This window comes from Kosakonia pseudosacchari, assembly GCF_900184035.1.
GTDB lineage: Bacteria > Pseudomonadota > Gammaproteobacteria > Enterobacterales > Enterobacteriaceae > Kosakonia > Kosakonia pseudosacchari.
The window spans coordinates 242,642-264,167 of the sequence record NZ_FXWP01000014.1 but is presented as its reverse complement, the minus strand read 5'-3'; the positions used below and the strand labels follow the sequence as shown (position 1 = coordinate 264,167).

Here is a 21,526-nt window from a genome sequence, read left to right as displayed (position 1 = left end):
ATCCCTTATTGTTGACGGGCTAATTCTGCCAGCAGCGGCCAGCGCTTAAATGCCGCTGCCAATTGTTCTCGCTGGGAAATATCGGCGTAATCAATTTCAGGCAATGAAAATGCTTTACTTAATGCCAGAAAATCATTTTGGAATGTATAGCCCAGAGTTGGGTCTGACTGCGTTTTGGGTTCATTGTTATGCATTCTGGCCCGATCCCTTTGAATAGAAACATACGTACAGATGTAGCAAGGCATCGTGCCCGAGAAAATTCGTTTACATGCTAAATCTGATGTTCTTTAATTTCAATGTTAGGTTTATTTCTCGGCTTTCGCTAGTAAACTGAGATACAGACAATTTTGCATCAAGAGGGACATCGTGGAGCCCATATTTTCTATTGGCATTCAGTCATTATGGGACGAATTGCGTCATATGCCTGCGGGCGGCGTTTGGTGGGTGAATACCGATCGTGAACAAGATGCAATAAGTCTGCTAAACCAAACGGTCGCCGCCCAGGATAAAGACGCGCAGGTGGCGGCAATCGGTATGGGTCATGACCTGCGAAAAATCATTGAATTAGATAAAGAGCAGGGCCCTGATAGAATCAGAATTTTCACAATGCCAAATCAGAACGATGGTCTATACTTTTTCACCCGCGATTTACTTTGTTCATTTGAACCGGAAAATTATTTACTGATTCTGCTGTGCGCAAATAATGCCTGGCAGAATATATCGGTGCCAGATTTACAACAGTGGTTAGAAAGAACTCATACCTGGGCGAAATATCATAAATGTTCCTTACTGGTTATTAACCCTGGCAACAATAACGACAAACAATCATCCATTTTAATGAGTGAATATCGTTCGTTGTTTGGACTGGCGAGTTTACGCTACCGAAACGATATGCATCTTTATGATATTGCCTGGTGGTGTAATGAAAAAGGCATTAGCGCGCGTCAGCAATTAGTGCTTAATCACCATCACGGTCGCTGGCAACTCGCGCAGCAAGAAGAGACGTCGGTGCAACCCCGCAGCGATGAGAAACGTATATTAAGTAATGTCGCCGTGCTGGAAGGCGCACCGCCGCTGTCGGAACACTGGACATTATTTGACACCAACGAAGCGCTATTTGAAGAAGCGCGATCCAGCCAGGCGGCGACGTTGATTTTCACCCTTGCGCGAAACAATCAAATCGACAACATCGCACGCCAGGTGCACACCTTGCGCCGCCAGCGCGGCAGCGGGCTGAAAATTATTGTTCGTGAAAGCCAGGCCAGCCTGCGTGCTACCGACGAACGTTTGTTGCTCGGCTGTGGCGCCAATATGGTGATCCCGTGGAATGCGCCCCTTTCCCGCTGTCTGACGCTGATTGAAAGCGTACAGGGTCAGCAATTTAACCGCCTGGTGCCGGAAGATATCACCACGCTACTTTCCATGACTCAGCCGCTAAAACTGCGCGGTTTTCAGCCGTGGAATGTGTTCTGCGACGCCGTTGCGAATATGGTTAATAACCCGCTGTTGCCCGCCGATGGCAAAGGGGTGCTGGTCGCGCTGCGCCCGGTGCCAGGCATCCGCGTTGAACAGGCGCTCACGCTGTGCCGCCCAAACCGCGTGGGCGATATTGTCAGCCTTGGTGATAATCGTCTGGTGCTGTTTTTGGCGTTCTGCCGGGTTAACGATCTCGACACGGCGCTGAACCACATTTTCCCGCTGCCAACGGCAGATATTTTCTCTAATCGCGTGGTGTGGTTTGAAGATAACCAGATTGCCGCAGAGCTGGTGCAAATGCGCACACTGTCACCGGAGAAATGGGCGAAACCGCTGCCCGTTACCGCCACAGAGAAGAAAATCATTAACGCTGAGCACGACGGCACAAGCTGGCGTCGGATCCCGGAGCCGTTGCGGTTATTCAGTGAAGCCACGGAGCGCACATCATGATGTCAGTCAGCGATATTATTCAGCTTGTGGTGCTTTGCGCCCTGATCTTTTTCCCGCTGGGCTACCTTACACGCCACTGGATCCGCCCTATCCGCAGCGCGTTACGCATACTTTTTACCAAACCACGCTATGTAAAACCGGCAGGCGTGCTGCGCCGGGAATCGTTCGTCAAGGCAGACCGAAAACATGACTAATCATACTATGACCACTTCAACGCCTTCGCCATTGTGGCAATACTGGCGCGGCCTTTCCGGCTGGAATTTCTATTTTCTGGTGAAATTCGGTCTGTTGTGGGCGGGCTACCTTAACTTTCACCCACTGCTGAATCTGGTGTTTATGGCTTTTCTGCTGATGCCGTTGCCGCGCGTCAGCCTGCATCGTTTACGGCACTGGGTCGCCATTCCCATCGGTTTCGGTCTGTTCTGGCACGACACCTGGCTGCCGGGTATTGAAAGTATGCTGAGTCAGGGCTCGCAGGTCGCTGGCTTCAGCGCCGACTACCTGTTGGATCTGGTGTTGCGTTTTATCAACTGGCAGATGATTGGCGCGATTTTTGTGATGCTGGTAGCCTGGCTGTTCTTGTCGCAATGGATCCGCGTCACCGTGTTTGTCGTCGCGATTATGATCTGGTTAAACGTGCTGACGCTAACCGGGCCGGCGTTTACTCTGTGGCCCGCAGGCCAACCGACTACAACCGTCACCACCACTGGCGGCTCGGCGGCGGCAACGGTCGCAGCGGCGGGCGATACACCGGTGGTAGGCGATATCCCTGCGCAAACCGCACCGCCGACCTCAGAGAATCTGAACGCATGGCTGGCTAGCTTCTACGCCGCCGAAGAGAAACGCCAGAGCACCTTCCCGGCGCAGCTTCCGGCAGACGCTCAACCGTTCGATCTGCTGTTCATCAATATCTGTTCTCTCTCGTGGGCCGATATTGAAGCAGCCGGTCTGGCGTCGCACCCGCTGTGGTCGCACTTTGATATTGAATTCAAAAACTTCAACTCGGCGACCGCCTACAGCGGCCCGGCGGCGATTCGCCTGCTGCGCGCCAGCTGCGGCCAGCCGTCGCATAAAAACCTCTACCAGCAGGCCAACACGCAGTGCTACCTGTTTGATAACCTGGCGAAACTCGGCTTCACTCAGCAGTTGATGATGGATCACAACGGCGAGTTCGGCGGTTTCCTCAAAGAAGTGCGCGACAACGGCGGGATGCAAGCGCCGCTGATGAATCAGGCGGGTCTGCCGCCGGTGCTGCTCTCTTTTGACGGTTCGCCGATTTATGACGACACGGCGGTGCTGAACCGCTGGATGGAGTCAGATGCCTTTAAGGAGGGCAAGCGCACCGCGACTTTCTACAACCTGCTGCCGCTGCACGATGGCAACCACTTCCCTGGCAATCGCAAAACCGCCGATTACAAACTGCGCGCGCAGAAGTTGTTTGATGAGCTGGATGCGTTCTTCACGCAACTGGAAAAATCCGGGCGCAAAGTGATGGTGGTGCTGGTGCCGGAGCATGGCGGGGCGCTACAGGGCGATAAAATGCAGGTTTCCGGCCTGCGCGATATCCCAAGCCCGTCGATCACCAACGTGCCGACGGCGATTAAATTCTTTGGCATGAAATCGCCGCATCAGGGCGCGCCGATAACCATTACGCAGCCGAGCAGTTTCCTGGCCGTCTCCGAGATTGTGACCCGCGTGCTGGATGGCAAAATCTTTACCGAAGATAACGTCGACTGGCAGAAACTCACCAGCAATCTGCCGCAAACCGCGCCGGTGTCTGAAAACGCCAACGCGATTGTGTTGCAGTACCAGAATAAGCCGTATGTTCGCCTGAACGGCGGTGACTGGGTGCCTTACCCGCAGTAATTGAGCAACCCTCTCCCCATTGGGGAGAGGTTATCGGGTTAGCGCTGCTGCGCCAGCCAGACCAGCATTTTCAGGCTGGCGGAGTAGTAATCATCCTGCGCGGTGATCTGCGGTTCTGCGGGCACTGCGCCCAACGTTAAATCCCGCACCGCCAGTAACCCGTCGTTCATGTTGTACGGCGCATTGTCGTTGGTCGCCACATCCACCCATGCGGGTGTCTGGCTGCGGCTAAAGCCCTGCCACCAGTTACGCCACGGAGTTAACAGCGCGCTGTGCGGATCCTGCCAGCTCACATACAGTGGAATACGAATCGCATCGTAGCTCATGCGCGGCGGCCACTCCTTCGCCGGGTTCAGTTTGCCGTCCGCCGAGAGTGATACCCAGTCCGTCGGCAGGCGCGCTTTACCAAATGCCATATTGCCAAGCAGCGTCTGCCCGTCTTTGATCAAATCGCGCCACACCACCTGATGGCTGCGCTCAGCGAAAGCCTGCCATGCCGGGAAAATAAAGTAGGACGGATTCAGGTTCACATAGGTGTTGAGGTTAAAACCGTTGGCACCCGGCAACATCACGCGGTAACCCGCAAAGCTGACTACCGCATGTTTAAGCACCGCCTGGGTAATCGCATCGGACGCCGCCAGATAATCGGCGTTATTCCAGCGCTCACCCGCTTTCAACAACGCCCAGGCGATCAGCACATCGCCGTCGGTGGCGTCGTTTTTATCAGCGATGGGATCGGCTTCCACCGGGTTATAACGCCAGTAAAACAGGCCATTGGCTTTGTTCTTCAGCGTCTTGTTGGTCCAGCCCCACATGCTGTCAAAGGCTGCTTTGTCGTCGCTGGCGACCGCCATCAGCATGGCGAAACCCTGGCCTTCGGTGTGGGAGACGTTTTTGTTGCCAGTATCGACAATGCGACCATCCGGCATCAAAAACCGCGCTTTATAACTCTCCCAGGCGCCAGAGGCCTGGGAAACGGATGCAAATAGCAGACTCACCATCACCACCATCGCGGTGAAAACGCGCTTCAACATTGGCAAACTCACTGTGGGTTAGCGTAACGGAAGAGAACATCCGCCACAGAATAGAGCCTTTCGCGGGTAAACACGAGGCTCGCCTCGCCGCCCTGGCTGCGCAGCCAGCGCGAATAAAGCCCTTCAAGAACGGCGCAAAACGCATAGCACCAGCGGGTCTGGTAGGCCTCCTCGCGCGCCACCGGCAGCGCCTGATGGCGAAATGCCATGCCGTGTTCCGTGGTTTCGATATCAATAAACCCCCAGTTGAACACCGCCAGTTGCGCGTTAATATTCGCTTCCAGCTCGCCGACTGTCGCCGAAGGCGGAAGCGGCACACGGTCCGCTAATGCTTCGCCCATCTGACGCAGAAACGGCAGGCTTTCCGCTTCGCCGACGTTTCTCACCATGCCGTCAATCATCACGCTCAGCAAATCAAACCAGCCCGGCGGCGTTTGCTGTTGCTGGAAATAGCCAAGCAGCAGCGTGTTTGCAGTGTGGGTTGTCATTATTTGTCTCCAAGCATGTACCGGAGCCAAATCCCGGCGGTGCTTTCGTTGTAACTGCCGAAGGTGTCATAACCGACTTTTCCACCTACCGACATATTTTTATTCACGTTGTAATCAAGCCCGGCATGGAAGTTATAGCCAATACCATTCTGTGAACCGCCCTGGTACTGCGCCTCTTTCACAAAGCCCATATCGGCGAGTTGTTGCAGCATCTTCTGCGCTTCCGGCTCGGTCGGGAAGTAATTGCTCTTGTCCTGGGTGTAGGACTGGTAGCCCACCGCGCCACCAATGCTGAGATTCCAGTTGTCGATTTTCTGCGACAGATCAACCGGCAGCGACACGCTCACGTAGTTCTGCGGGCTGAAGTAACCGCCCTGACCGTAAGTGAAGTAACTGAGGTTTTTCGAGTAGTTCATCCAGCTAACGCTCAGCCCCGTCTGTAACTGGCGGAAATCATCGTGCCACGGGCGCAGATAAACCCCGGCATTGGCGTTCACGCTGGTGTTGCTCGCCACATCTTTACCGAGGTAGCTGTACCCGCCACCGCCAATGTAGAACCCTGCATCACCGTCGTCGTAGCTCAACTGTACGCTGCCGCCGTTTTTGGTGACCTGCCCCCAGCGCTCACCGGAGTAAGCATCGCGCAGCCCAACATAAGAGAGCAGGCTGTCGGTCACCGCGCGACGCTCGCCGGTAAGGATAAGCGTCAGGTAATTAGTCAGTTTCGGCGACCATTTCACGCCGCCCACCAGCGAGGTTAAATCCTGCCCCAGCGGCGTGCTACCGATATCCAGCTTATAGCTGTCGCCGCTCAGCGCCATATTCAGCTCAACGCCGCTGGCGTTTTGCGAATCGGTGGAAGACTTAATCGGATCGCTATAGTTGGTCTTATAGTTTGATTCACTCAAACTCTTCAGACGGCTCGACGACAGCAGCGAAGTGAGATTGTCATAACCCGTTTCGGTAAATGGCGACAATTTGCTGGCATCAGCATAACCGGCGAGATCGGTAAATTTATCGCTGCCGTCGGTTGCGAGAGAACTGTTGGCGTTTTTAATGGAGGTGGCGATATTGGCTACGCCATTCGCCAGCGGGTTCGCACCATAACGCCGCCATGAATCGCCTGAAGCGCTGCCGGAACTGAGCGAAACTGGCGTGGTGGTAAATTCAAAGCGTGCATCGCCAAACGGCGAACTCGACCAGGTAAGCGGCGCTTTGGCTTCCGTCAGCTTGCTGGTGCCGGTTTCCCCGTCGCGGCCACGAATTTCCACGCCGCCCTGCAACCACATGCCGGTTTTCTCGTTCATCTGCTGCATCATGTCGTCGACCTGGCGCAGCGTTCGCGTTTGCGCCGTTTCGACCGGCAAATCGGTACGCGTGGTACCCGGCAAATTACTGCCCGGTTCGTGCGCCACCTGAGCGACTTGCCACGGCAGCGTTTGGCCATACAGCGACTGCGGCGCCGCGCTTTTACTGGTGGTGGTAAACGGGTTATCCGCCAGCAACACCCCGCCGATGGTCGGCGTAGCCGCGCTGTTGGTCGACTCCAGCCCGACCAGCTTGCCGCGCGCGCTACGCAGGTAGGTCATTGCCTGCTGATGATTGCCTTTCGCCTCTTCCAGCCGCGCCAGCAGCAGCAAGCGATCCGGCGAATTATTGCTGCGCAGGCCGTTTGCCAGCGACTGCGCTTTGTCGACGTTATTTTCCGCCAGCGCCACATCAATGGCACCGACGCGCGCCGCCTGATCCTCACTGTCGCGCGTCATCAGGTAGTCATACAGGACGCCCGCTTCTTTGTTCATCTTGCCGGACTGATATAAACGCCCCATCGCGAACATCAAATCCGTGTTCTGCGGGTCGTTTTGCAACGCGCGGATCAGCTTGTCGTACGCGGCGGCATAGTTGCCCTGCTCGCGCAGGTGATCCGCTTCGTTGATCACATAGCCATTGCGCACCCCGGCAAGCTGGGCTGGCGTGCTGCGCGCCTGCACTTCAGGGCTGGAAACAAAGGCCTGCGCCTCCTGGTTAAGCCCTGCCTGGTTAAGCACCGCAACCTGATCGGCATAATCGCCGATGTTGCCCTGCACGCCCTGTTTCATACTTTCACGCACCAGTGCGACGGCGGTGGTGGTATCGCCGGTCTGCGCCAGCATGCGCGCCAGTTTCCCGGCATCGACCGGGCTTTTCGGCGGTGTGGCCGCCAGCGCTTTCAGGGTATTGGCTGCCGCCGTCATATTGCCCTGCGCGAGGTAGCGCTCGGCAGTCGCCATTTGCAGGTTGTAATTAACCCGCTGCGCGAGGTCGCGCATCTGGCCGTTCTGGCTGGCGGGCGAAATACGTGACAGCAGCGAACTGGCCTGCTGCCAGCCGCCATTTTCACTGGCGAACAGTGCGGCAGCGTACAGCGAACTGGCACCGGCTCGCGGGTTTTGCGCGGGCAGCATCACGCTCGCGGCTTCATTTTCCTGACCAGCTTGTTGCAGCAAACGCGCCAAATCAAGGCGCAACCACGGATCATCAGGCAGGCGCGCCACGCCCTGGCGCAGCACGGCAATGGCCTGCGACGTATTTCCGCTGGCTGCCAGTTGTTGCGCCTGCCGACGCAGCGGGTCGCCAGGCGTCCCCGTCACCACGCGCGGTTGCAGTTTTTCCTGCAAACTCACCGGTAACGTGCGCAGCATGCTTTGCGCTTCTGCTGCTTTGTTTTGATCGCGCAGCACGTAGTAGAGATTTTCCCGCGCCGGGGCATTCTGTGGCTGCTCGTTGAGGATCTCGCGCAGCGCTTGTTCCGCCTGCGGGTAATCTTTGTTCTGGCGTAGCACATCGGCGCGGAACAGTTTGGCGGCCGTGCCTCGCTCACCGCTCTGCTGCGCCAGCGGCGCGGAAAGTGCCAGCGCCTGGCTGACATTGCCCGTTTTTAACGCTTGCTGTGCTTGCGCCAGTTGACCATAAAACGCGGCGTCTTCCGCCTGCGCTTTACGTTCTGCGGAAGCCTCGCCCCCCTGGCTCGCCGCCCGGTTCAGATATTGTGCCGCCGCCTGGTAATCACCGTTACGCTGGGCAATATACCCCATGCCTGCCAGTGCATCGGCGTCTTCCGGGTTGGTTTGCAGTACCTGCTCAAACTGGCGTTTTGCGGCATTGCTGTCGCCGCTATTCAGCGCGGTAAAACCTGCGCCTTTCGCGCTGCCACCGACATTTTTACGGTAGTAAGCCTGCATCTCGCTATCCTGCGGATGGCGCTGCAACCAGGTATCGTAAAAGCGCTCATCGCCAGCCTGCGGCGCAAGCCACAGCAGCGCCTGACGCAGCCCTTCATCCGCCTCTTTATTGCCGCTGGCCATCGGCTCCAGCAGCAAAATCCCGTCGCGGCGCGTTGCTTCGCGCCAGGTCAACATCTTGCCCAGCGCCACACGGGCGGCATTGTCCTGCGGATGCTGGACGACGAAGCGCTGAATTTCCGCCAGCGCCTGCGGGTAGAGCGCTTTATCGCCCGCCATCGTCAAATAGTATTCCGGCGCGAGGCTCGGCGGCGGCGTGTCGCCATTGAACAGGTTGCGCCAGGTTTCCAGCGCCGCCGGAACATTGCCGCTGCGCGCTTGCTGGCGAGCAAGCGTTAACTGCCCTTGCGGCACCTGTGCCAACTGTTTTGCGTTATCCAGCGCCTGCAAACCGCTATCGTCCGGCGCGGTTTTCGCCAGCCTGGCGCGCCACTGCGCGGCGGTTTGCAAATCGCCATTTTGCTGTGCCCACAGCGCCATTAAGTACATCGCCTGGGTGTTATTGGCATCGACCATTAACACCTTTTTGAGCGACTCCATCGCCAGGTCGTCGTGGGACTTTTCGTGCCAGTAGTTCGCCTGATCAAACAACGCCTTCAGCGCCGCATCATTCGGCGCGGCCTGCGCGATGCCGGAGGTCGCCAGCGTTAGCACGCCGGAGAGGCAAATTGTTGTCAGCCGACGGGCGGTTTTTTTAGGCATTATTGTCACCCTTTTCACTTGCTGTTCCCCGCATCCAGACGTTTACGCTCGCGCTTTTTAAGCACGCGATACACCATGCCACCCACCAGCGACCCGACCAGCAGGCTCAGGATCGCCAGCAGCGCCGAGTGTTGGTTGGCGTACCAGACCACTTTCATCTGCGGCGGCATTTCGCCGCTGGGGAACTGCTCGCCGACGCGGAAGCTGCGCACACCGTTTTCATTGGTGATGATGGCGGCATCGCCGCGAATGCCGGCGTTGATTTTTGCCGATGTCAGATCGTCATGCAGATGCGATAACTGCTCATCGTTGCTGCCAAGCGCCAGCACCACCAGCCGGGCATCGTTCCATGGCGAGCGGAAACTGATAAAGCCGCGCCACGCTTCATTAGAAGAGAAGTAGCGATCGGCTTCCAGCCCTTCTGCCGCCCAGTCGCCCGCTATCCAGCGCTGCACTTTCTGCCAGCTGGAAGGCTCACGTACACCCAGCGTGCTGTCGTGGGTGACAAACGGCGAATTCGCCAGCAACGCACGGTTAAAGTCATGCTGATCCATACCGCTTACCGCCAGCACATCACGGTCACGCAACAGCTCCAGAAAACTGCCGCCAGTCGGTACACCAAACACCACGCGGTTATGACCGAGCGCGGTTCCGGTGGCGTTGCCTGAGCGCGCCGCCATATCAAACAGCGTGGCGATCTGCGTTTCGCTGGGGTTGACCGGCAGCATCAGGACCGTTTCTGAGTAATCCGCCAGGCGGGTAAACGGGAAAGAAGCCCCGACGAAATAGGAAAGATTCGGCAACAGCGCAAAGTGGCGGGTGTGGCTGAGATCGATCCACGAATCATCATCAATGCGGCTTTTAATGTTGTTATTCAACAACGTACTACACGGCGCGTTCTTTTTCGGCACGATGTTGAAATAGAGCGAAAGCTGGTTGTCGCCGTAAATCATGTACGGCTCCAGCGGCATATCAAACTGCTCCTGGCGCGCATCGCCACCGAGCTTATGCCACAGCGTCTCCAGCGCCCCCTGCTTATTGACCGGCAGGTTGTGCAGGAACGTGTCGTTTAAGGTCATGCTCAGCCACGAACGTTGCTCGTCAATCCAGTTTTCCGTCGGGAAACGGTAACCGATATGTAGCGGGATGGTTTCACCGTCCCACAAGAACAGATCGGGTGCGGCGCGAAACGCCACCTGCAACGGCGGATGCCAGATCCCGGTGGCGGTCAGGCTTTGATCTTTACGGATCAGCTCCGATAACTTCACCGGACGATCGGTTGGGATCCAGCGCGGTGCATCGTACGGTTTGCTCAACGGGATGGTCTGCGCATCGACATCCACTGCCGGGGTTTGCAGCGCAAAGTTGCCGCGCGTTAAGCGCCAGGCCGCCGCACGTAGTTCGCTTTCATCTTTCCCCACCACCAGCAGCAGTTTGTAAACCGGGTTCGCCGGATTATCGATAATTTTCAGCAGCGGCTGGCTGGTTTGCGGCAGCGTTAAACCGCCAATTTGCTCACCGGGATGACCAATCAGAATGCCGTTTTTTTCCGGAAGACGGTCATGGTAGGCCGCGAACGAAACGCCGCGATAATCGGCCTGAATACCCAGCCACGAGGCGATCAGCGCCCCGGCGCTAATAGCGTCCGGGCTCAGTTTTGAGGCGAATGCCACAGCAATCGCCGCCGGAGACATCTGCATGCTGTCAAAGAAAGGGCGCGGGAAATGGCTCAGATCCGCGCCGATATCCAGTTGCTGCCCTTCCAGTTCAAAACGCGAATCCGGCAGGATAGTGACACGATATTTGTCATTCAGGTCACGCTGACACTGCATGGCATCGCCATCGTTAATCTTAACGCTGAGGCTGTTACTGGAGACCATCAGCGCGGCGGGAATATCAAGCTGGTAACGGGCCAGGTCGCTGTCGGTCGCCGTCAGCGGCACAGTGCCGAGCGGCTGACCGTTGAGCATCAACTGCATGGTGGCGTTACGCGCCGCCAGCGCCGGAGAGATGCGCAGGTTGAGCGCCAGCCGGGCGCTGGTTATGACCTGATCGACCGGCAGGGTAAAATCAACGCCGCCCTGGAATTGCCCGCCGCTGAGGGTTATCCCTTGCGGCTGGCCCATCTGCGCGATGCTGACGCTACTCATCACCGACGGCACAAATGTCGGTGTGGCTGCCATTGTTGTTGGCGGCGGCAGATTCAGCGGCAGCAGCGATTCAACCGTCGTTTCTTCACTGTGTAACGGCGCGATAAACAGCGCGCCGAGCAGTGCCGCAAGCGTGGTTAGCCGTTTCATACGCTCTCCTCCTGCGCAACTTTTGCCGCCTGCTGCGCACGTAAACGGCGGTTTTCGCGGCGTGATTTCCACGTCAGCCAGAAGAGATCAAAGACACAACGCACAATGGTCAATAGGGAGCGGAACGGGTTGTCCTGCGGCTTTGGCGGGTGGATCCACGCATCGGCGCGGGAGAGCACCACGCGCACCAGCTCACGGCGGCGCGATAGCGGAATATCGTCGAACATCAGGCGGATATGCTGTTCGTCGCTGGCGACGGTTTGCACCGGAATACTAATCGCGCCGGATTGCAGCAGCAGTTCAATCGCTTCGATTTCATCAGTCAGATGACGATCGTCCGGGGCCACGATACGGCAGCCGCCCATCGACAAATCCGCCGTCTGGCTGCGCGAGGTGATCCCGCTGGCGTAATGGATAAGCACCGGGATATCGACATCAATACGGATAGTTTTGCGCGTCTGGCGGGTTTCGCGCGCAACGGCAATCGCCGCCAGCAGGAAGATCAGGCTATACAGTCCCCAGCCAACGTTCAGCACAATAACGCGCGGATCCACACCAAAGTAGTCATGCGCGCAGGCACGGACAATCCCGGCGACCACGCCCGCCGCCAGCAGCAAGGCAATGATCAAATGCGGGCGCACCACACTGAAGTCGAAATAGCCGACATCCAGCAACCCGCCTTTATCGGTAACGTTGAACTTGCCGCGTTTGGGAAACAGCATGGTCACCATGGTTGGTAGAGCAATGTGAAACGCCATCACCAGGTCATAAATCTCGCCCCAGAAGCTGTAACGGAAGCGGCCATTCAGCCGCGAGTTCACATACACCGCCAGGAACAGGTGCGGTAGCGCGTAGGCAAACACCAGACTGGCCGAAGAGTGAATAATATTCAGGTTAAACAGCAGGTAAGCCAGCGGTGCAGTGACAAAGGCGATGCGCGGCAAAGCAAACTGGTAATAAAGCATCGCGCTCAGGTAACACAGGCGCTGCTGAATGGTCAGCCCACGGCCAAACAACGGGTTATCGAGACGGAAAATCTGCGTCATACCGCGCGCCCAGCGGGTTCGCTGGATCACATGCAGCACCAGACGCTCGGTCGCCAGGCCTGCGGCCAGCGGAATATCAATAAACGCCGAACCCCAACCAAGACGCTGCATTTTCAGGGCGGTATGCGCATCTTCGGTGACCGTTTCTACGGCAAAACCGCCAATTTCTTCCAGCGCGCTACGGCGGATCACCGCGCACGAGCCGCAGAAGAAGGTGGCGTTCCAGTTATCGTTGCCCTGCTGAATTGGGCCGTAAAATAGCGCCCCTTCGTTGGGGATATTGCGCCCGACAGAGAGGTTACGCTCGAACGGATCGGGCGAATAGAAGTAGTGCGGCGTCTGCACCAGCGCCAGTTTCGGGTCTTTCAGGAAACCGCCGACCGTAGCCTGCAAGAAGATGCGGGTCGCTACGTGGTCGCAGTCAAACACGCAAATCAGCTCGCCGTTGGTGAGTTTCATCGCATGGTTGAGGTTACCGGCTTTGGCGTGCGCGTTATCGTTACGGGTGATGTAGCCGACGCCAGCATCGGCGGCAAACACGGCGAATTCACTGCGTTTGCCGTCGTCGAGCAGATAGATTTTCATCTTATCACGCGGGTAATCCATGCACTGCGCGGCCAGCACCGTATCGCGCACCACCTCCAGCGGTTCGTTATAGGTCGGGATATAGACATCAACCGTCGGCCACTGGTTCATGTCATCCGGCAACTGTACGAGTTCACGTTTCAATGGCCAGACCGTTTGCAGGTAGCTGAGCAGCAGCATGACCCAGACATACACTTCCGCGAGAAACAGCCCCATGCCGAGGATGGTTTCAATTTCGGAATTAAAGTGCAGGGTTTGCGTCAGGCGAAAATAGATATAGCGCGTCGAGAGCAGCACCGACATCACCACCATGATCACCGAAATACTGCGCTTTTTGCTCAAGCCCATTAAACAGAGAATACCGATGCTGATCAGGCCAAAAATGTACTGTTTTTGGCTGTCCATGGGCGTGATCACCACCAACAGGGCAACAGGCAGCACTGCCAGAACCAGCAAAAGAGAGAGAAACTTTTTCATACGTTGCCCGAAGCGTTAGAGGCCTGACATGCGTGGCGAGTTGTGTACCGTGCCGTCACCGATTTTGACGCCCAAAATTCCGGCGACCCGTTTAGCAATCAGTTCGATATCGAACGCTGCGGCGGACGCCGGGCTGAAATCAAATACCGACTGCTGCGACGCATTGGCTTCGGCGACACTTTCATCGCGGTGCAACACGCCAAGTAGTTGATTGCCCAAGCGTTGTTCCATAAACGCGGTAACATCGCGGCTGATTTGCCGGCGGTTGTCGCTCTGGTTCACCACAAAGTAGTGACCCGCTTTGCGGTTCAGCACATCGCCGGTAAGACGGTTATTTTCGATATACGGCAGCAGTGAGAGCGAGGCAGTATCGGCCAGCAGCGTGACTAAATGCACATCCGCGAGCCGCGACATCGCTTTCAGCGCCGCAGACGGCCCCGGAGGAAAGTCGGCAACGATAATCAAGCCCGGATAGTTGAGCAGCGTATTCAGGCCGCGCGTCAGAAAATGCTCGTCATTCGTTAAACGCTCATCGAAGGCGAGGCGCTGCTCTTCCGTGACATCACCATACGGCAGCACGAAAATATTGCCGCCCGCAGTGAGCACAAACTGGCTCCAGTCGGAAGACTCCGCCGCGCGCGCCACATAGCCGCGCCCGTCCGACAACGGCACACCAAAATGCAAACGCAGCGCGTTTTGCACGTCAAAATCAAGCGCCAGCACTTTGCTGCCTGCGCGGGCAAGGGCGTAGGCCAGGTTTGCCGTCAGCGTCGTTTTTCCGACACCGCCTTTCGGCGAACACACACAGATCAACGGCATGAAGCGATCCTTTCTAACAACGAGTGTAAAGGCTGATTTTTGTCCGCGCGGGGCTTCTCCTCCGCCGCTTTCGCCGCGAAAAGCCGGGCATAGCTGACAGGAACAGAAGCAGGAGCCGCAGGCGCTGGCATCTGCATGACAGGCGCAACGCTTGCAGGCACAGGCACATAAGCTGCGGCGTTGAATGCCGGAGCCACCGCATCAAGCTGGCTGGCAACGTCTTTTAGCAGAGAGGGAGTTGGCGCAGAGGCAGGTGCAGGCGCAGATGCAACGTCATCCGCCGCCGCAGGCTCATGCGCGGCAAAAAGCGCAGGATCGACGGATTGCGGGACAGGCAGGGACACATGACCGCCCATCGCCAGCATGGATTCATCCGTGGCGGGAGAAAGTTGATTAATGATTGCCCAACTGCTCTGGTCTTGCGCGAGGTTCTGCGCGGAGAGATCCTTAAAATCGTGCTTCTGATTGCGAGTCTTATCCTTAAACCTCTGCAAATCATCGTAATGACCCATAATTATTCTCATGATTTACAAAATAAAATTGCACCCATCACCGTCAGGATCGGTGTCCTGATAGCATCATGTGATGGTTTTTTAATTGCGGCGGTGCGGTTTTACGCGGGTACGAAGTATTGCTTCAGCGATGGTTTTCAGCCTGGTTTTACGTGCCAAAGTTTAGTGGGGCTAAAACGCTGTTTAATTTGAGCAAATATATAAACATTGGCTATAGATGCGCCATCTTTTTTTCACGCGAATTCTATTAAAGTGTAAATGACGCCATTAAACAAAAATCACCAAATAATATTCACTATTAAAATAAATTATTTAGGTTAAATGTCTTTTTATGATAAATAAAAAGACAAATACGCTGGCACCCTTTGAATCATTGTTAATTTTTTCATTACTATTTGAAATAATTAGAGATATTCATAGTTGTATTAAAGCCGAGTATTTCTCTGACTCACTATTCCCGTTGTAATTATTTCACCACGGCGTTTCAGGCTATTTTTGGAAATTTCTAAATAAAACAGGAAGGTTTATCTGGAAAGGCCACCAACAATAATGCCTGATGGCACCACCATCACCGGACCTACAACACTGCGTAGATCCGCTAAACGCCGGGCCACCAGGCATAACGTGGGGATTAAACGTGCGGTTTTTCGCCGTTTTCATCCTGGTCGACAGCAAAGCAAGCCACCAACTGCCCGCGGTAGTCTTTCAACTGCGGTTGCAACTGCGTGCAAGGGCCGAAACGACGGCTGCAGCGGGCGTTAAAGGCGCAGCCCGGCGGCGGGTTGAGCGGGCTTGGCAGCTCGCCGGTCAGTTTGATGCGCTCGCGGCGCTCGTCCGGGTTCAGGCGCGGCGTCGCGGAAAGCAGCGCCTGCGTGTACGGATGACGCGGGTTCGAGAAAATCTGCTCCTTGGTGCCTTTCTCTACGCAGCGGCCGAGATACATCACCATCACTTCATCGGCAATGTGCTCAACCACCGACAAGTCATGCGAAATAAAGACGTAAGAGAGCCCCAAATCCTGCTGCAAATCCATCATCAGGTTCAGCACCTGCGCACGCACGGAGACGTCCAGCGCCGAAACCGGTTCATCGGCGATCACCACATCCGGATCTAACATCAGACCACGGGCGATAGCGATACGCTGGCGCTGACCGCCAGAGAACATATGCGGATAGCGATCATAATGTTCGGTTTTCAGGCCGACTTTCGCCATCATCGCCAGCGCTTTTTCCCGACGCGCCTCTTTGCTGAGCGACGAGTTGATAAGCAGTGGCTCTTCGAGGATCTGTCCCACTTTTTTACGCGGGTTCAGCGAACCGTACGGGTTCTGAAAAACAATCTGGATTTTCTGCCGACGCAGCTTCTGCGCATGCGGATCGTGCTTCAGCAGATCCTGACCCTGGTAGTAAAGTTCACCGCCGGTCGGGGTTTCAATCATCGTCAGCAGGCGACCCAGCGTGGATTTGCCACAACCGGATTCGCCCACCACCGCCAGCGTTTTGCCGCGCTCAAGGGTGAACGACACGCCATCCAGCGCTTTCACCAGGCGTTCCGGGGCAAAAAGCCCCTTCTTCACCGGGTAGTGTTTTTTCAAGTCGATAGCCTGCAACAGTGGCTGTTGCGAGGTGGCCTCGTGCGTACTCATAGTGTCGGCCTCCCGGCGTCATCGAGTGGGTAGTGACATTTGGACTGACGGCCGCCATCGACGGTGTTCAGCTCCGGCTCCTGCTCGCGGCACTTGTCCGTGGCATACGGGCAGCGCGGGTTCAGCAGGCAACCGTTCGGGCGGTCATATTTGCCCGGCACCACGCCCGGCAACGAGGCCAGCCGCGCTTTATCCTGCGCAAACTCCGGCAACGCACGCAGCAGCGCCTGGGTGTACGGATGGCGCGGCGCGCGGAAGATATCCTTCGCTTCGCCGGTTTCCACCACCTGACCTGCGTACATCACAATGATTTTGTGCGCCGCTTCCGCCACCAGCGCCAGATCGTGAGTGATCAGGATCAGCGCCATATTTTCTTTTTGCTGCAATTCCAGCAAAAGCTCGATGATCTGCGCCTGGATGGTCACGTCCAGCGCGGTTGTTGGTTCGTCGGCGATCAGCAGTTTCGGCTGGCAGGCAATCGCCATCGCAATCATCACGCGCTGGCTCATACCGCCGGAAAGCTGGTGCGGATAGACATCCAGACGCGAAGCCGGATCGGGGATACCCACCTGGTTCAGCAGGTCAATGGCCCGCTGACGACGGGTTTTCTTATTCCCGCCCTGATGCACCTTAATGGCTTCCATAATCTGGAAACCGACCGTGTAACACGGGTTCAGGCTGGTCATCGGATCCTGGAAAATCATCGCCACTTCAGAACCCACCAGGCTGCGGCGCTCTTTTTCCGAAATGCGTTTCAGATCCTGGCCGTTAAACTCCAGTTTTTCCGCCATCACGCGGCCAGGGAAATCAATCAGCCCCATAATCGCCAGCGAACTGACCGATTTACCGGAGCCGGACTCACCGACGATGCCGACCACTTCGCCCTGGCTTACGCTATAGCTTACGCGGTCTACAGCGCGGAATTCGGAGCCAACGTCGCCGAAATGCACCGATAACTTATCTACATTTAATAACGCCATCTCGCGCCTCTTACTGCTTCAGTTTGGGGTCGAGCGCATCACGCAGGCCGTCACCCATCAGGTTAAATGCCAGCACCGTCAGCAGGATCGCAAGACCCGGGAAGGTCACGACCCACCAGGCACTTTGTGCGAACTGCAACACGTCGGAGAGCATGGTGCCCCACTCCGGCGTTGGCGGTTGCGCACCCATGCCAAGGAAGCCAAGGGCGGCCATATCGAGAATGGCGTTGGAAAAACCAAGCGACGCCTGAACAATCAGCGGCGCAAGGCAGTTAGGGAAAATATTGACAAACATCTGGCGCATCGCGCCGGCACCCGCCACGCGGGACGCGGTGACGTAATCGCGGTTCACTTCCACCAGCACCGCCGCGCGCGTCAAACGCACATAGTGCGGCAAGGCAACGAAGGTGAGCGCCAGCGAGGCGTTAACAATCGACGGGCCAAAAATAGCCACCAGCACCAGCGCCAGCAACAGGCTTGGCAGCGCCAGCATGATATCGACGATACGCATGATGATGTTGTCGATAATACCGCCGAAGTAACCGGCGACCAGACCGAGAATAATCCCGGCGATCAGCGACAACACAACCACTAAACAGCCGACCAGCAGCGACAAACGCGCGCCGAACATCAGGCGCGACAGCGTATCGCGGCCAACGTCATCAGTACCAAGAATGTGCGACCAGGTGCCGCCATCCTGCCAGACCGGCGGCGCAAGCAGCGCATCGCGGAACTGATCTGCCGGGTTGTGCGGGGCGAGGAAGTTGGCGAACACGGCGATGATCAACATGATCACCACATAAACCAGCCCGACAACCGCGCCTTTGTTACGTTTGAAATAGTGCCAGAACTCCTGCAGCGGGGTCATCGGCACCGGTGCGGAGACAACTTTATTTTCAGTGACTTGTGACATGATGGCCCCTTACTTCTTATGCCGAATACGCGGGTTCACCACGCCGTAAAGCAGGTCGACCAGCAGGTTGACGAGGATAATCATCGTCGCGACCAGCAATACCCCGCCCTGCACGACTGGATAGTCACGGCGTTGCAGTGCATCAATCAACCAGCGTCCCAGACCAGGCCAGGAGAAGATGGTTTCTGTCAGGATGGCGCCCGCCAGTAGTGTGCCGACCTGTAAGCCGATCACCGTTACCACCGGCAGCATCGCATTGCGCAGCGCGTGAACGATGATGACGCGCATACGGGTCAGCCCCTTCGCGCGCGCAGTGCGGATATAGTCTTCGCCCAACACTTCCAGCATTGACGAGCGCGTCATACGCACAATCACCGCCAGCGGAATAGTACCGAGCACTATGGCGGGCAGGATCATGTGCGCAACGGCATCGATAAAGTTCCCGTCCTCGCCCCAGATGGCGGTATCGATCAGCATAAAGCCGGTCAATGGGTTGCTGTCGTCGAGGAACACCATATCGCTGACGCGCCCGGAAACCGGGGTCAGGTTCAGTTGTACCGAGACCAGCATAATCAGCATCATGCCCCACCAGAAGATAGGCATGGAGTAACCGGTCAGCGCGAGGCTCACGGCGGTGTGATCGAAGATGGAACCGCGCTTCACAGCGGCCATTACGCCCACCGGAATGCCTACGGCCACCGCAAAAATCATGGCGCAGATGCCGAGTTCCAGCGTCGCTTTAAAACGCGGTACGAACTCGTCCCACACCGGAAGACGGCTTTTCAGCGACATGCCTAAGTCACCATGCAGCACGCCCCACACATAGTTGACGTATTGCTCCCACAGCGGCTTATCGAGACCAAGCTCGGCCAGCAACTGGGCGTGACGCTCAGGAGAGATACCACGCTCACCCGCCATGATCATTACCGGGTCGCCGGGGATCATATGGACAAAGGCAAAGGTGAGAAGGGTGATACCGATAAACGTTGGGATAACCAGCCCCAAACGTCGGAGGATGAACTGCAACATAACCCGGATTCTCAGTAGTGACGCTACGCCTGGCGACGGCGCGTCTGTATTGCTCACAAATGTAAATTCCCCCTCCCCAAAGGGGAGAGGGAAAAGGCACCGTGCTTATTATTCAACAGACACGTTTTCGAAGTGGTGTTTGCCTAATGGATCAACCACATAGCCTTTGACTTCTTTACGCACTGGCTCGTAAACGGTGGAGTGAGCGACGATCAGCGCCGGAGCCTGGTCATGCATCACAACCTGAGCCTGTTTGTAGAGTTCAACACGCTTGTTGTGGTCGTCGGTGGCGCGCGCCGGTTGAATCAGATCTTCAAACGGCTTGTAGCACCAGCGAGAGTAGTTGGAACCGTCTTTAGCCGCTGCGCAGCTGAACAGGGTGGCGAAGAAGTTATCCGGATCCCCGTTGTCGCCGGTCCAGCCCATCATTACCGCCTGGTGTTCGCCCGCTTTCGCGCGCTTCAGGTATTCACCCCACTCATAGGTAACGATTTTGGCTTGTACGCCCACTTTCGCCCAGTCAGCCTGAATCATCTCAGCCATACGGCGAGCGTTCGGGTTGTACGGACGCTGTACCGGCATTGCCCACAGCTCAACGGTAAAGCCTTTATCCTGGCCGGCTTCTTTCAGCAGCTGTTTCGCCTTCTCAGGATCGTAGGTGTAGTCTTTAACGTCGTCGTTATAGCCCCACATGGTCGGCGGGATCAGGTTTTTCGCCGCAACGCCTGCGCCCTGGTAAACCGCTTTAATGATCGCTTCTTTGTTCACCGCGTAAGTCAGCGCCTGACGCACTTTCACGTCATCAAACGGTTTCTTCTCGGTGTTGAAGGACATGTAACCGACGTTCAGGCCAGCCTGTTCCATCAGAGTAATGTTTTTGTCCTGCTTCATACGCGCGATGTCAGCCGGGTTCGGGTACGGCATAACCTGGCACTCGTTTTTCTGCAGTTTGGCATAACGTACGGACGCGTCAGGCGTGATGGAGAAGACCAGACGATCGATTTTCGGCTTGGTGCCCCAGAAACCTTCAAACGCTTTGTACAGAATGCGGGAGTCTTTTTGGTATTGCAGCAGCTGGAACGGACCAGTACCGATCGGATCCAGGTCAACTTTCTCCGGGGTGCCCGCTTTCAGCATGTTGTCTGCGTACTCTTTGGACAGAATGGACGCGAAGTCCATCGCCAGGTCAGCCAGGAACGGTGATTCCGGACGCGTCAGCACGAACTGAACGGTGTAGTCGTCGACTTTCTTCACTTCGCTAATCAGGTCCGGCAGACCCATGCCTTCGAAGTATTCGTAGCTGCCGCCAGAAACTTTATGGTACGGGTTCTGGTCGTTTTTCTGACGATCGAAGGAGAACACAACGTCATCAGCGTTGAATTCACGCGACGGTTTGAAATCTTTGTTGTCCTGCCACTTCACGCCTTTACGCAGGTGGAAAGTGTAGGTTTTGCCATCGGCGCTGATATCCCACTTCTCAGCCAGACCCGGAATCACTTCCGTGGTGCCGGTTTTGAATTCTACCAGGCGGTTATAGATTGGCACGGAGCTGGCATCGTAAGTGGTACCAGAGGTGAAAAGCTGTGGGTTAAAGCCTTCAGGCGAGCCTTCAGAACAATAAACCAGGGTTTTAGCCTGCACGCTTGCCGCGACGGTCATGGCCACCAGGCTAAGACCGAGCTTCAGCATCCCTGACTTCTTCAAGGAAATACTCATTGATTCTGCTCCAATGTGATATGTGTTGTTACCCATGCAGTGGGTATATCCGACAGCCCTTTATTAGATTTTTACCCGGTCTGGTCGGTTGTGCCCGAAGGCGTTATGAGAGATGGGGATTCCTTTCACAAGGTTGACTGAGTTGCAGTGCAGATTCTCCTTGAAATGCCCCTCACGCCCTACAATCTGTCAACAGAATGTCAAAAC

16 protein-coding genes are annotated in these 21,526 nt (G+C 56.3%); 3 read left to right on the top strand and 13 right to left on the bottom strand.

The features are described from left to right. Window positions 1-5 precede the first annotated feature (5 nt). Window positions 6-194 (bottom strand): cellulose biosynthesis protein BcsR, encoded by a 189-nt coding sequence (gene bcsR / locus BN2591_RS14430; protein ID WP_017458258.1) that lies wholly within the window; start codon window positions 192-194, stop codon window positions 6-8. A 172-nt stretch (window positions 195-366) separates the two neighbouring features. Between bcsR and bcsE the strand changes: the two genes are divergently transcribed. The 3 genes from bcsE to bcsG are packed head-to-tail and all read left to right on the top strand — an operon-like array spanning window position 367 to window position 3,792. Continuing rightward, complete coding sequence (gene bcsE / locus BN2591_RS14425) at window positions 367-1,926, top strand: cellulose biosynthesis c-di-GMP-binding protein BcsE (RefSeq protein ID WP_086872542.1); 1,560 nt, start codon at window positions 367-369, stop codon at window positions 1,924-1,926. Continuing rightward, entirely contained in the window at window positions 1,923-2,120 is a 198-nt protein-coding gene (gene bcsF / locus BN2591_RS14420) for a cellulose biosynthesis protein BcsF (protein ID WP_017458256.1), read from the top strand. Before bcsE ends, bcsF begins: the two co-directional genes overlap by 4 nt. Further along, on the top strand, window positions 2,113-3,792 hold the full coding sequence (gene bcsG, locus BN2591_RS14415) for a cellulose biosynthesis protein BcsG (RefSeq protein ID WP_086872540.1): 1,680 nt from the start codon (window positions 2,113-2,115) through the stop codon (window positions 3,790-3,792). Before bcsF ends, bcsG begins: the two co-directional genes overlap by 8 nt. A 38-nt stretch (window positions 3,793-3,830) precedes the next feature. Here bcsG and BN2591_RS14410 read toward each other — a convergent pair whose 3' ends face one another. The 12 genes from BN2591_RS14410 to dppA form a co-directional block, all read right to left on the bottom strand. Then, a complete protein-coding gene (locus tag BN2591_RS14410; protein ID WP_086872538.1) occupies window positions 3,831-4,826 on the bottom strand; it encodes a family 8 glycosyl hydrolase in 996 nt (331 codons plus the stop codon). 8 nt (window positions 4,827-4,834) lie between these two features. Next, window positions 4,835-5,314, bottom strand: a complete 480-nt coding sequence (gene bcsD / locus BN2591_RS14405) for a cellulose biosynthesis protein BcsD (protein ID WP_086872536.1) — start codon at window positions 5,312-5,314, stop codon at window positions 4,835-4,837. Beyond that, entirely contained in the window at window positions 5,314-9,297 is a 3,984-nt protein-coding gene (locus BN2591_RS14400; protein WP_086872534.1) for a cellulose biosynthesis protein BcsC, read from the bottom strand. Before BN2591_RS14400 ends, bcsD begins: the two co-directional genes overlap by 1 nt. Before the next feature lie 14 nt (window positions 9,298-9,311). Beyond that, the gene (gene bcsB, locus BN2591_RS14395; RefSeq protein WP_086872532.1) at window positions 9,312-11,597 is read right to left on the bottom strand and encodes a cellulose biosynthesis cyclic di-GMP-binding regulatory protein BcsB; all 2,286 of its coding nucleotides are present in this window, start codon (window positions 11,595-11,597) and stop codon (window positions 9,312-9,314) included. After that, window positions 11,594-13,705, bottom strand: a complete 2,112-nt coding sequence (gene bcsA, locus BN2591_RS14390; protein ID WP_086872530.1) for a UDP-forming cellulose synthase catalytic subunit — start codon at window positions 13,703-13,705, stop codon at window positions 11,594-11,596. Before bcsA ends, bcsB begins: the two co-directional genes overlap by 4 nt. Before the next feature lie 15 nt (window positions 13,706-13,720). After that, window positions 13,721-14,524, bottom strand: coding sequence for a cellulose biosynthesis protein BcsQ (bcsQ, locus tag BN2591_RS14385; RefSeq protein ID WP_017458249.1), 804 nt, complete (start codon window positions 14,522-14,524; stop codon window positions 13,721-13,723). Beyond that, window positions 14,515-15,036: a cellulose biosynthesis protein BcsO gene (bcsO, locus tag BN2591_RS14380; RefSeq protein WP_086872528.1), complete on the bottom strand. Its 522-nt coding sequence runs from the start codon at window positions 15,034-15,036 to the stop codon at window positions 14,515-14,517. Before bcsO ends, bcsQ begins: the two co-directional genes overlap by 10 nt. A gap of 631 nt (window positions 15,037-15,667) precedes the next feature. Then, the gene (gene dppF / locus BN2591_RS14375) at window positions 15,668-16,681 is read right to left on the bottom strand and encodes a dipeptide ABC transporter ATP-binding subunit DppF (protein ID WP_017458247.1); all 1,014 of its coding nucleotides are present in this window, start codon (window positions 16,679-16,681) and stop codon (window positions 15,668-15,670) included. Beyond that, window positions 16,678-17,661 (bottom strand): dipeptide ABC transporter ATP-binding protein, encoded by a 984-nt coding sequence (dppD, locus tag BN2591_RS14370; RefSeq protein ID WP_017458246.1) that lies wholly within the window; start codon window positions 17,659-17,661, stop codon window positions 16,678-16,680. Before dppD ends, dppF begins: the two co-directional genes overlap by 4 nt. 10 nt (window positions 17,662-17,671) lie before the next feature. Next, a complete protein-coding gene (gene dppC, locus BN2591_RS14365; protein ID WP_017458245.1) occupies window positions 17,672-18,574 on the bottom strand; it encodes a dipeptide ABC transporter permease DppC in 903 nt (300 codons plus the stop codon). 9 nt (window positions 18,575-18,583) lie between these two features. After that, window positions 18,584-19,603, bottom strand: a complete 1,020-nt coding sequence (gene dppB / locus BN2591_RS14360; RefSeq protein WP_017458244.1) for a dipeptide ABC transporter permease DppB — start codon at window positions 19,601-19,603, stop codon at window positions 18,584-18,586. Between the two features lie 108 nt (window positions 19,604-19,711). Next, the gene (gene dppA / locus BN2591_RS14355) at window positions 19,712-21,319 is read right to left on the bottom strand and encodes a dipeptide ABC transporter periplasmic-binding protein DppA (protein WP_065369616.1); all 1,608 of its coding nucleotides are present in this window, start codon (window positions 21,317-21,319) and stop codon (window positions 19,712-19,714) included. Window positions 21,320-21,526 lie beyond the last annotated feature (207 nt).